Below are 12,061 nucleotides of genomic sequence, written 5' to 3' on the forward strand. Positions count from 1 at the left end.
AGTTTGCACGACCCGTCTTAGCTCCATCGTTATGATGCTGTGCACACCAAGCCGTCCGCTTTGCCTGAACTTGATCCCAGTCAGATTTGTCTACAATCGCCGGGTAGTAATTTTCCACGGGCGCCTGCGGGCGCATTCGTTTCACTCCATCGATGTACTCGCTGGTGAAGGGGACGAGGGTACCGAGCACGGTTGGCGTTCGCAAGAAATGGCGGATCAGGCTTTTTTGCCATATGTGCCCGCGCTGATTGCCGTGGCCAAAGAGGGGAATCTGCCGTTCATTCAGACCACGTACAATCGTTTGATGCCCTACACCAGCTAACACATCCCTATAAATCTCGCGAACGATATCGGCCCGATCTTCCACAACCTCAAATTTCCCTGCTGCTTTATCTAGCCTAAGCCAACCCGGACACCGAGATGACCAGGGTTTTTCCGACAGTTGGGATCGCCTTACATCGAAAGATGCCCTGATGCGTCGCGATTTCATTTCACTTTCCTCATTCGCACGCATCATGCTCACGAGCGAAATAATAAGTTCGAGCGGATTCTCGTTGAGGCTTTTCAGAGAATAGCATCTTTGGTCGGCAAGAGTTACGATATTGATTCCGGCTTGAATGATCTGCATGAATAGGGCTTGTGCGGGAAGGATACGGTCCCGGCTAAGACGATCAAGAGATTCGACCAGCAGGTAGCTGTTTGGAGGCACAAGATTGTGCTCGATCGCCTCGAGGAATGCCCGAAGAGCACCCTCCTTGGAGTTCTTGCCGCGGTAGGCACTCACGCCCAGATCACGAAACGAAAGCGCTAAATCGAGTCGCAGATTGTGGTCAGCCGCATATTTCTCGGCCATCGCTGACTGCCGCCGACGGCTATCACCGGCTGCTTGTTCATGTGTGCTGAAACGCAAGTACGAATATGCAACTCCTCGCATCGTTGTTCCTCCCCCCCGGCGAAAATTGCTCCACATATTCTGAATGCGAGGCGGAATCTGTCCTCCGATCACCGGTTTCCGGAACACACATTTTTGGGAGAACTGTTTGGAGACCGCGATTGCGAATTGTACGGCGGGATACGATGGCGTTATTTGCGGGCCTCGAAATCGGCGCGTTGTCGATCACTTACGCAAGCAACGCTGCGGTGAACTTGCCAGTAGGTCTGGGCATGACAACGCTTAGTCCGGGCGGGCGAAGGGAACCTGCGTCTTCCCGTCCTGCGGATACATTAGAGACCTTCTGAATTGTGTTTGATGTTGACCAATCTGGCGACCGAGTTCCCGGCCTACCCCCCCCCCCCCCGGGGGGAGCGGCAGTTGAATGACGAACTCGCAAGGCAGCCGAAGCTACGACGATGGATAGAAGTAGAAGTCTGGCTTGATATTCATTGTGGTTTAGTATACAGTGTCGGAGATGCACATTTCCGTATTCAACTCGCTCATGTGGCCTGGCGACAGTCGACGTCGCCCACAACGATCCAGAGGCAACCCACCTGTCGCGTATGCGCCCCGAGGAGCCCGAAGAGGGGGCGGTGACATGCTTGTCGGAGGCATGTTTGTCCGGTGGCGGGAGCGATCCAGTGGGACAGACTTTTCATAGCCGTCGAGGAACAAGCGCTCGGCGCGGCAGAAACAGGTCGTTAGAGGGAGCTTTCTGGATCGGGTCAGATCCGGAACCTCTCCGTGCCGGGTCAGTTCGACTGGAGTGAATGGTGACGCACCCCTGCCAAAACTCGATGGTGGCGGTCGTCCCGGTTTCCCGCTAATTATGCCCCAACCGGAGGGCATGCGTTGATCGAACCTAGCACCCAAGAGAGCCTGCTCGGACTTCCCAGCGAATGGAAGTCGGGCGACACCGTAATGTGTTCCGGTGTCTATGTCGTTTGTCATGGAGATGATCATCCCATGTTCACAGGCAGTCGGCACCCCTTGCGGGAGCAATTATTTTGTGGGAGTGGGAGTGTTTTTCCGCCGTGCAACGCCTGTGGCCGTCAGCCTCGCTTCTATCTGATCTATGCGGGCGAACCCATTGAGCAGAGTTCGAACTTTATATGAGGCCCAAGGTCGCTAATTGGGGTGGGATAGCCTGCTATGCAGAATGAGTTACGGTGTCGGCCCAATCCATGATTATCCCCCAAAAAGCTCGCTTCATTGGCACTCGATGCTCCGATTTTGGAGAAGTTGGAGATCTGGGTTCATTTCAAAATGCAAAAACGGCTCGGTTGGAGCTTGAGCCGGAAGGTACGATGGTGATGCCGTCCTGGCGCGTAACAAATCGGAACGCGGGCGAATTTAAAGTCCGTCAGTCGATGTTGAATGTGCCAGACGGCAATTTCCCGATGGCGACAAGCTTTCCAAAAATGATCATTACGAAGTTAGAGAATGCCTACTGCTTGCCATTCGGGCCGCCGGTGTTACCGGAACTCGGACGGATCATCACGGAGTACCTGATACCATGGTCGCCGGAGACCCTTGGCTGGTTCTCACATTTGGGGAAAGCGGACTATGAGGCCAATGTGTCTATCAACACGGATGATTGTCAACACGATATAGACACAGCATTCTACCTAGATCATTCTATCTCGGGCCATTTTGGACATTTTATCGGCGATTGTCTTCCGCGGTTATATGCCCTGGATGTGTGTCGGGCGCTTTTCGGAAACGTAAAGGTAATAATTGCCGGTCGGGCAGAGGTGGATTTCCACACTCATCTACTTAACGCTGCTGGCGTGCCTTCGCGCGATATCGTAAGAATCAACAGCCTCGTGCGCTGCAAGCGCCTCTTGCTCGCGACGCAATCATTTGGTGTCGAACACTACGCGTCACCCACGTCAGCTCGGATGTGGGCCACGATGAGGGATCGCAGTGCGCCACGTGATGTCACCTTGCCAGATCGGATATATCTTTCCCGTGTCGGCGTGCCGATCAGGAAGTTAGCTGACGAAGGTGCTATCGAACGAATCTTTGAAAGATTGGGATTTACTATCATTCGCCCCGAAAATCTACGGGTGGAATCGCAGATCGCCCTTGTTTCTAATGCTCGGCTGATAGCTGGGCCGGGCGGTTCGGGAATGTTCAATCTGGCTTTCCAAGGAAGAATGCGGTCGGCTTTCTTATTGGTTTGGGAGAACTTTATTCAGCTATCCGAAATGCTGTTTTCGGCCGGTCGTGGTTGCGATATTTGGTATCATGTTGGCCAAACTATGGAGCCCGCGGCCGACGGAGCAACGTGGAGTGTTGATCTCGCCAGGCTAGAAAATGATGTGTGGGAATGGTTGCTTCAATCTCGATCTTAGTGGAAGCGACCTGACAATCAGTCGGACGAACAATGGTGGCTGTTCCCGTCCCGGCCAGCAGTGCCACGGGTCACTGCGTGGCTGTTCTTAAAGGCCCGAAGCCGCGCTTGGTGTCGGTGCCCCTCAAGGAGCCCGCGTAAGACGCGCGAGGGCGCATGTCAGGACTTTTGGATCATGTCCTCGACTTCATCTTCACCATAGCCGACGAAGACATGCGTGACGGTGACGCCGTTGAACGCCTGCTGCACCGAGGCCTGGTGCCGGTCGGCACAGTTGAAGCGCGCGTTTTCCAGACAGTCCTGGGCCTCCGATTTGATAGCGTTTTCCCAGGACTCGGCCGCGGTAGGGGCGCATTGTTGGCTAGCGGTACGGACAACTCGCCTGCGATGAAATTTAACCCGTACGGCCCCTCCGTCAATGCCGCCGGAATTTTCTTCAAACGCGCCGAAGTAAAAATCCCCAGTTCCGCCGGTCAGTGCCCAGGGTACGTGGCACCATTTTTTGGTGGACGGCCACGGCGACGTGGCGTTCGTGCGGGCGCGGTGGTGTGATGATGGCCTTGGAGCGGACATGCTCGGGCACAGTTCGGCGTGCTGGCGGAGGCGGTAGCTTGATCCCTCGATCTGGACCACGATGGCGCGATGGAGCAGGCGATCAAGCAGCGCGGTTGCGACAATGGGATCGCCGAAAACCTCGCCCCATTCGGCAAAGCCGCGGTTGGAGGTAAGGATCATGGCGCCGCGCTCGTAGCGTGCGTTGACAAGCTGGAAGACTAGGTTGCCGCCACCCGGGATGACAGGCAGGTAGCCGATCTCATCGACGATGAGCAGTGCGGCACGAGTAAAGAAGCGGATGCGCTCCGGCCTTCTTTCTCGCTCGGCGTGTGCGAGTTGGCTCAGCAGGTCGGCCAAGGGTGCAGAAGTAGACGCTTCGCCTGCCTTTACCGCCTCGGCGCCGAGCGCGATAGCGAGGTGGCTCTTGCCAGTCCCGGGTGGCCCCATGAAGTGCACGACCTCGTGGCGGTCGACAAACCCGAGCTGGCGAGGGTTAGAATGCGATCCCGGTCCAGCGACGGCTGGAATGAGAATTCCAACCCGGCGAGCGTCTTGATCGTGGCCAGGGGAACCATGTGCAGTGCGGTCTTGATGCGGCTGTTCTTGCGCAGCGTCAGCGTCCCAGATGATCGGGCCTGAGCGCCTGCCGAGGGCAGCCGACCAAGTTCGGCGCCATCGGACAATCAAGGCTGTACCGCTTGGGCACGCCGCTTGGTCCTCATCGCCCGAAGGACTCGCGGTAGCACCTTCTCATTTACGAAGACATCCGTGCTGACGCGAGCGCCGTCCGGCAGCACGATCTCGATCGCACCGACACCGGTGCCCCCGGTCCGCATAGGACGCCGAGACTCCGGCTCGGTTGGCCCCGGCCCCGGCTCGGGCAGTGGCAGCACGGCTTCATTTTCGCGGCTCGATCCGCAAGTACATCCAGCGGGAGGAATGGCGCAGCGATCGGTACCTGAATTACCGCCACCGCGGCCTTCCAGGGGCACGCCAATTGCGTAGCACACTCTCCGAAATCCGGTGACGCCGGGCAACGATCGTCACCTTGCCGTGTTCAGCTTCCAACTGCGCCGACGCCTATCGGGGGCCGGATCGAGAATTCTTTGGCGCTACCTCCAGGATCAGAGCCGTTCACGATTTGACTCTGTCCCAGGAATGGGCGGCTAACTTGGGCGACAAATTATGTAACGCACCTACTTGTGGTTGAATATCTTTGGGTGTATTCAACCGAAATGAGGATATTCGTATTCATCTCCGCCAAGGACCCCGATTTGCTGGGCTTTACGGCGAGCCAGACAGCCGCAAACCTGCCGCGCGATTATGCGCCATGGACACCGGCCGAAACTGGCGGAGCCGTCTTGCTGGGCGGTGGTGACTCCGATCCCGTGGTTGAGGCCGTGCGGCGGGATGGATTCTTCATAGCGGTCGGTGGCTACGAAGATCAAGATTTCGCACCACCAGTTCATCATTAGGGAGGCGAAGAGATGCAAATTTACCTTTTCGCATCCAACAGCCACCCGAGCGTCACGGCGTTCACATCGGACAAGGGGGGTAGCAATCTCCCTGCCGACTACGCGCCGTGGCTCGTGGTGAACACCAACCGAACCATATGCATCGACCCACCCAGCGAGCGCATCGCCGAGGCCATACAACAGCACGGCTATTTTTTACTGGCTGGCGGCTCTGCTTATTCTCACGCAAGACGAGAACTTTCACCGTCCCACCTCAAGCCGCACCCCAAAGTTGATAAACCATTTGCATCGGTAGTGTCTGTCCAAAGAACCAGCGGCCTGAAGAGCGGCAGGCAGGCCCCACTGTTACAGTCGCTTTCACCCAGGCCGTCTCCCTTTTCAGCCGTTGAAGCGTCCCCATCGACCTTGGCAACCCTTGAGGACACTGTGGCCGACGCCTAGCGGCTGCCGGATCGCATGTTCGATCGCCCGACCAACGGATGGGCGCCCGGGATCTTCTTGCCCGCGCCACGTACTCGATCCAATCCAGCCATGACACGGGATCGGATCATTGATCGTTCGAGTTCCGCGAAACCGTGGCCACCCCCCACCATGCCCCAGACGAATTGCCTGGTTGCGTCGATGCCCTGCTGCTCGAACTTGGCATGACCCCAACCACGTAGGGTTCAGCCATGGTCGACCACCTTGGAAGTTCTGGAAGAACATGGCATCGATCATGGCTCCTCCTCGAACCGTCGCCGATTCTGGCAGATGTTGGCCAAGGCGACGCAGCCACCGGCAGAGGCGGCGGACCTCAATGACTTCTGAGCGCCGAGAGCGGCAATCGCAGTGCCTTATACCTGGCCGCCTTGCATCGGAATCCGCAGTTCGGGGTGATGACACAACAGTTCGGGGTGATGACACAACGCTATCTCAATTTTCGGGCTAATGCCTTTACCGTGACGGCTTGCGTATGGTGTCGGCTGGCGGCCTTTTCCTCGTAGTGTCTGATATCAAAATCGGCGCCCAACGCCGCTTTCACCTCGCCGGGCCGCGGTAAGTCCAGATGGTTTTGGCCATGGCCGCCAAAGGTCTCGAAATACAAATGACCCCCGACTCGCAAAGTCGGAATTAGAAATGGGCATAGTTCAAGCCGGACAAAATGGACGATAACGATCGCATCAAACGATGACGTCTTGAATGGCCATCGATCCGCTGTGAGATCTGCGCAGACAGTCGTGATTCGTCCTGGTGTGACGTCGTTGGGTGCCCGTTCTAAAAGTGCCGCTTTCGTCGTATCCAAGTGGCATAGACGAACGAAATCCCTGTCGGCACAAATCACGTCGCATCCATAGGCCGCCATCAGGATGGCATTCCGTCCGAAACCGCAGGCAAGGTCCAGCGCGGCGGCACCGGGATAGGCAATCTCGCCCACGAACTTCAGCAGCGTGCTCGATGGCGATAAGAACCCCCAGGGCGTGGATCGGTTCACTGAATTGGAACTTTTCACCGCTCCATAGCTGAAAGCCGAGCAGGAAGGCTCTCAGGCGGTAGCGGCAGGATCCCGCGACTTTCTCGCATCCGCCCGGTTGAGAAAAAGCCAGCGCATCGGTCCCGCACGGCGCACGTCCCGCAGATCGGCAAATAGGCATTCTTCCAATCGGAGATCGATTGGACAGCGAAAGGCCAAATTTCGCGATCGAGCAGGCAGAGCGGCAGGTTGTAGACCGACACCTTGACGCCAGCCGAAGAAAGGATGCCGACGGCCGCCGTCAGGTCCGATCGATAATCAAGGGGATCGACCCACAGCAGGTCTTGGTTGGCCAACGCAAAGCCCGTGTTTTCCAACCCCATCAGAGCAACATGGTCCACGAACGGCAGGTTCCGGGCGATCCAGCTACAAGTCTCGACGATCCGAGGTGCCGTGATTCCGTGTAGTACAACTCGGATTTCGACCCGCTGATCCTTGTCCTTGAGCCTTAGGATGCCGAGGACTGTTTCATCGAAGGCATCGCGAGCCTGCACGACATAGTCGTGGATATGATCAACGGCCGAGTAGATCGGGATGCCCGCGCACAGCTTAGTGCTCCCGACCGCGGCCCAGGCTGCCACGACTTCAGGGGAAGCAAAACCCCGACCATTCGTCAGGACGTGGATCTCAGTTTCCGGAAGCGTGGTCCGGGCAATACTCAGAAGTCTCGTGAACCGGCGCCACTCCAGCAGCGGTTCGCCGCCGGTAAATCCGATCGAGCGCGTCGTTGGGTCAATGAGAGGCAGGCATTCCGCAATTTCGTCCAGTATCCAACCGTCATCGATGTCACGCGGAGGTTGCGAGCACATCAGGCAGTAGTGGTTGCACCGCTCCGTCACGAGGATGGAATTGTGGCTTGATGACCGGCGATAAAGGACACGGAGATTTCGGGATCGAGGGTTCAGTCCGATGATGTCGCCGTCGCCCAGGTAATCGAAGTTGGCAGGCAAGCTTACACGTCGCGGAAATACGTATCCGTGTGAGGCGGCGATATCTCTAGCCACAAAGACTGCCGTCTGAACCCCCGCTGCTCGCGCTATTTCCGCGTCGTCGGCATTGTGGATCAAAACCGCATCATGCTCATCGAGATGATATCCCCCGCTTCCAGCCGCTCTGAACCGAAGCACTGCGCGGCTCTCTCCGCCGCCCATGCCTTCGACGGCAAGAGCTTGGCCCCAAAGCGTGAGCGGGGTCATGCCGCCCACCGTCGGAGCACGGCGGCGTCTTCGGGTGAACCTTCGAGCAATTCGAAGAGGAGGCGCATGATCCCCTTCTGCCGGGTGCAGAACCCGGATAGCGGTTTAATCCCGAGTGAGTCAGCCTGGGTAGCGTGATGATAGACGGGGTCGGCGCCGCAATGAGGCTCATAAGCGCACGTGGAACATTGCGGCGCACACTGGGTCATCGAGCCGCTCACCAGACCTACTAGCTTGTCGGACATGATCAGTGACCGGTAGGTATCGGTTGCCAGATCGCCTAGTTCGAACGTCCGGTCGCCCATCTCCGCCAGCATCCTGCCTTCATCCGACGCGAACACCTTGCCATCGTAGTTATACACGAGCGCGCCAAGGCCGATCCCGGCCGGGCTGCGCAGATCGACATAGCCCATAGGGCGGTCCGTCAGCATTCGCTTCAGCAGCAGCGCGGAGTAGAATTCCGGAAAATGGATCCCGCGCTTGTTGAGATCGATGATGTAGCGCAGGCCGCGTTCATAAAATCGAAGCCAGCGGTTTGCGTCGTACTTCGCGAATTGCTTGGTCTTTATGGCAAAGCCGTAGGGCGAGAGCGGCCGGAGAAAAACGCCATCGAGGCCGAGCCGGACATACTCATCGACAATGTCTTCAACCCTGTCGAGGCTCGCCTCGGTCGTTGTCATCAACGCGCCGAGACTATCCTTCCCCAAAGCTTCTCTCACCCGGTGTATCCCGGCGACAGCAAGCGCGTGGCTATTGCCGCCGGGGCGCGGTCGGTTGCGATTGTGCAGATCGGCCGGTCCATCCAGCGACGTCGAGATTTGAATCGAATGGTCACGGCAGAACACCAGCACATCATCGGTCAAAAGAGCCAGGTTCGTGGTGATGACGAATTGGATCGCCTTGCCCAGCGATCCTCTGCGGCGCTCCGCTTCCTCGACTATTGCTCGGATCAGTTCGAAATTGAGGAGCGGTTCGCCGCCTTGGAACTCGATCTTGATAGCCTGCGGCGGCGCAGAGAGCGCAACATCCAGCGCCCGCATCGCCGTTTCCTCGCTCATATCGTAACGTTCCCGGTCAGCGCTCCGGCGCGATACCTGGCAATAGGGGCAGGAATGTTCGCATCTGAGTGTGACGACGAAAAGGTGTAGGGCCGTCGCCTCTCGAAGGAATGCCATTCGGCTCCGCAGACGGAGTGCGAGAAGCTGGAGCTGAGACCGCTGCCCTTTGCGCGAAACTAGAAGCTTCGAGAAAGCCCGTTCGTACAACCCGTCGCCCGCAGCCAGTTCGAGGGAGATGACCCGGTTCAGTTCATCGCTCGAGAGCAACAGGCCATCACCGACCATGTTCGCTAAAAAGTAACGATCAGCACCCAGGCGCTCGAATCGAAGCGGCAGTAGCTGTAAGTCGTCTGCCGAACTATGGGAGAATGCAACCTCGGGCAGAAATCTCGCCAATGTTCATCCCCTTATGGGGCCGGAATGTTGCTGCTCGTGTTCTGCAAGGGCGCCAAATGCCAGGGCGACGATAACGTTCCGGACTCCGTCTGTCTCCACCGACACCTTCTCCCGAAGGTTTTCGTCCGTGACGAGATCGATGAACCGCAAGCGGATCCCCTGCTCCCCGGGATTACCCGTGCCGACACCCTCCTTGGGGAGCAGGCGGCAGACGAAGCGATCGCCCGCCGTTTCCACGATGCACGACGCCACATCTATGAGGCGGTAGGCAGCCTCTTGCAGAGCACCCAACCTTTGAGTGGCACGGTCGAATTCAACCAAAATTTCCTGCAAGGGCTGATGCTACCTGCTGCTGGAATAATGGGAAGCGTGGGATGCATGCGACGCGTGGGACGCGTGCTGTGCGACAACGGTTCCGGTGGCGGACTTGGTCACGAGGAAGCCCATGTAATCTGCGCCTGTCGACACGATTTTATTGGCGGTGAGACCGGTCGCTTGGGCTGTGGCTTCCTTTCCGAGATTCTGTGGCTCGGGGACTTTGGCCGAAGCCGGTGGGACTAGGGCCGCAGTCCCGGTGAGGCCTGCGAGCGCTGCGGCCAGGGGAACGATTTTTGGGGTAACGCGCGACATTCAATTCCTCCCATCTCAGCGCACCAGCGAATGGCTGGTGCCTAGCTGATAACGCGAATGTTATGTGACGAATTGCACCTATTGTCTACCGAAAGCTGGATTGCCGGTCCCTATCTGGCCGCAATCCTGGCCGAATAGTTGATTTCTTTAGAAGTTCTTTTGGCCGTCCGTCCGGCGATGGCGAACTGCGGATGTTCGAATTCCTTGCCACCCGAAGTGCGGAGTAATCGCGATATTGCCATGATGGCGACGAGGCGTGGCCGTTTCCGTTGGGCTGTACCGCTGGACGTCATTGACGCCGCCACTCGTAGCGAAATTGGGCGTTGGTCAGTTGCTCACGCTGTGTCGTCATCAGATGACTCAGCTTTCGTGCGGGGAGTGCGCCGGGTTGCGCCCAGCCAGCTTTCGCAAACCGCCGACGCCGGGTTGCCCAATCGGTCACCACCTGCGGGCCACCTTTGAAGCCGTCGGCCCGCAGGCGAGGCCAGAGTTCGGTGCCGTTGTGGCACCCGGTATCCTACTGGGCACTGAGCTTGACGAGGTGATGCTCTAAGGCGTTGGGACGGCAACGGAACACATCGCCATCGTCACCCCGTAGGACACTACGGACCGGCTTCCGGCTAGGGCCGGTTCGGCTGGTGATCTCCTTAATTGATGCACCTGTCCTGGCCAGGTCCCTGAGGGTCCTGTTGCTCTTCTGGTGGCGGAGGTAACCGTCGTGCTGAATATGTTCAGCGCGGGTCAGCACACCCGCAACATCGAAGGGTGCGACTATGAGGCGCCTCGTCTGTGCCTCATCGGGATCGTGAAAGTTGAACGGCGTAGAATCTTTCCGGTGCCAGTTGCCGCGCTAGCGGCGTGATCACCAGATCGTCCGTCGCCAGCAGGATCGGCGAGGCTGCGTGACGTGAGGGCGGTGTCCAGATCAATGCTGGCCAGCTCGCGTGCGGCGAGCGCGATCGTGACACGGATCCCATCGCACACTAGAGGCTCGGCAATCGGCGCGGCCCACTATCGGCCGAGATCCCAGGCCGAGGGAGGGTCGTGCAGGACGAGCAGCAGCTCCGCCTCGCCGTCGGAACCTTGCGAGCGATGTCGACCGGAAGCGGGGCCTGCGTCATGCGTTGCTCGGCAGTTGCGCCGAAGACCCGCAGCCGGGCTCGCACCCAACGTTGCACGAGTTGAACCGCAACCTCGACCTTTGCCTTGTGGCGCGGCCTGCGCACCGGCTACGGTATTGAGTGGGGGGGGGCCGCGCTGTATGAACAGATAGATCCAGTTGCCCTCAGGAGCTTGACGCTTTGTGGGTCGATTTCTGTAGTTCCTGCTCGCAGCAAGTGCTCTCACCAATGCAAAAGAATTCGCGTTGACCCACTATCGAGCCGCGGCCGGTAAAGGAGGTGCAGCCTCTCCTGGCTTGTAACGCGGTCGATCGGCGCGACGACGGTTTGCAACCTCGCGCAGCGGCTTCATGAGAACTTTGACCGAACTTGTGCCGCCATGTTTCCAGTGGAACGTAAGCTTCTCGTGTTCCCAGTCGATCACCACTTTCACAAACAGCGCCACTAAAAGTGAGTGAAGCTCTATCCGATCGATCTGAAGGGCCTTGGCAACTTGTCGGAGCTTCTCCAATCGCCTTGCGAGAGTTACATCAAGCCATTTTGGGCGGTCAATCCGTAGGCGCTTTCGATCGGCTAGGAGTTGTGCAACTTCAGTATCCACTGCGTTTTGCGCTTCAATCACCGGTCGCGATGACTGCCGAAGTCGCCCCACTCGACAGGGACGCCGTTGCCAAAAAGTGCCGCTACGCCGTGGAGGCGTTTGACGGCACAGGTCGGACGAACAAGATTGGCTACAAGCTTTTGATGGGGCGCCTCTGGTCCGTCTTCATGGTGCGGGAGATTAGATGAGCCCCGACTCCGGCGATCAAGCCGCCCGTTTGGAACGGGCG

General features: G+C 58.1%; 10 protein-coding genes. 2 read left to right on the forward strand and 8 right to left on the reverse strand.

From position 1 onward, the window contains the following. A partial coding sequence (locus tag GSQ89_RS37250) for a recombinase family protein (RefSeq protein ID WP_371734339.1) occupies positions 1-970 on the reverse strand: 970 nt, incomplete at its 3' end. 1,148 nt (positions 971-2,118) lie between these two features. Here GSQ89_RS37250 and GSQ89_RS37255 point away from each other — a divergent pair. After that, on the forward strand, positions 2,119-3,291 hold the full coding sequence (locus tag GSQ89_RS37255; protein ID WP_158933164.1) for a DUF563 domain-containing protein: 1,173 nt from the start codon (positions 2,119-2,121) through the stop codon (positions 3,289-3,291). Between the two features lie 158 nt (positions 3,292-3,449). Here GSQ89_RS37255 and GSQ89_RS39940 read toward each other — a convergent pair whose 3' ends face one another. Beyond that, the gene (locus GSQ89_RS39940; RefSeq protein ID WP_305782273.1) at positions 3,450-4,292 is read right to left on the reverse strand and encodes an ATP-binding protein; all 843 of its coding nucleotides are present in this window, start codon (positions 4,290-4,292) and stop codon (positions 3,450-3,452) included. 773 nt (positions 4,293-5,065) lie between these two features. Here GSQ89_RS39940 and GSQ89_RS37265 point away from each other — a divergent pair. Next, positions 5,066-5,320: a hypothetical protein gene (locus GSQ89_RS37265; protein ID WP_158933165.1), complete on the forward strand. Its 255-nt coding sequence runs from the start codon at positions 5,066-5,068 to the stop codon at positions 5,318-5,320. Between the two features lie 907 nt (positions 5,321-6,227). Here the strand turns inward: GSQ89_RS37265 and GSQ89_RS37270 are convergent. From GSQ89_RS37270 to GSQ89_RS37290, 6 genes are all read right to left on the reverse strand, one after another. After that, positions 6,228-6,734 (reverse strand): bifunctional 2-polyprenyl-6-hydroxyphenol methylase/3-demethylubiquinol 3-O-methyltransferase UbiG, encoded by a 507-nt coding sequence (locus tag GSQ89_RS37270; RefSeq protein WP_158933166.1) that lies wholly within the window; start codon positions 6,732-6,734, stop codon positions 6,228-6,230. Positions 6,735-6,805: 71 nt separating this feature from the next. Next, on the reverse strand, positions 6,806-8,026 hold the full coding sequence (gene hxsC / locus GSQ89_RS37275; protein ID WP_254073558.1) for a His-Xaa-Ser system radical SAM maturase HxsC: 1,221 nt from the start codon (positions 8,024-8,026) through the stop codon (positions 6,806-6,808). After that, on the reverse strand, positions 8,023-9,369 hold the full coding sequence (hxsB, locus tag GSQ89_RS37280) for a His-Xaa-Ser system radical SAM maturase HxsB (protein WP_254073568.1): 1,347 nt from the start codon (positions 9,367-9,369) through the stop codon (positions 8,023-8,025). Before hxsB ends, hxsC begins: the two co-directional genes overlap by 4 nt. A gap of 114 nt (positions 9,370-9,483) precedes the next feature. Further along, positions 9,484-9,813 (reverse strand): hypothetical protein, encoded by a 330-nt coding sequence (locus GSQ89_RS37285; protein WP_158933169.1) that lies wholly within the window; start codon positions 9,811-9,813, stop codon positions 9,484-9,486. A gap of 9 nt (positions 9,814-9,822) precedes the next feature. Further along, positions 9,823-10,110 (reverse strand): His-Xaa-Ser repeat protein HxsA2, encoded by a 288-nt coding sequence (gene hxsA2 / locus GSQ89_RS40475; RefSeq protein ID WP_216856635.1) that lies wholly within the window; start codon positions 10,108-10,110, stop codon positions 9,823-9,825. A 1,374-nt stretch (positions 10,111-11,484) separates the two neighbouring features. Beyond that, positions 11,485-11,853: a hypothetical protein gene (locus GSQ89_RS37290; protein ID WP_158933170.1), complete on the reverse strand. Its 369-nt coding sequence runs from the start codon at positions 11,851-11,853 to the stop codon at positions 11,485-11,487. Between the last annotated feature and the right edge of the window lie 208 nt (positions 11,854-12,061).

Origin of the sequence: Acidisphaera sp. S103, assembly GCF_009765975.1 — a bacterium.
In the GTDB taxonomy this organism is placed as follows: Bacteria; Pseudomonadota; Alphaproteobacteria; order Acetobacterales; family Acetobacteraceae; genus Rhodopila.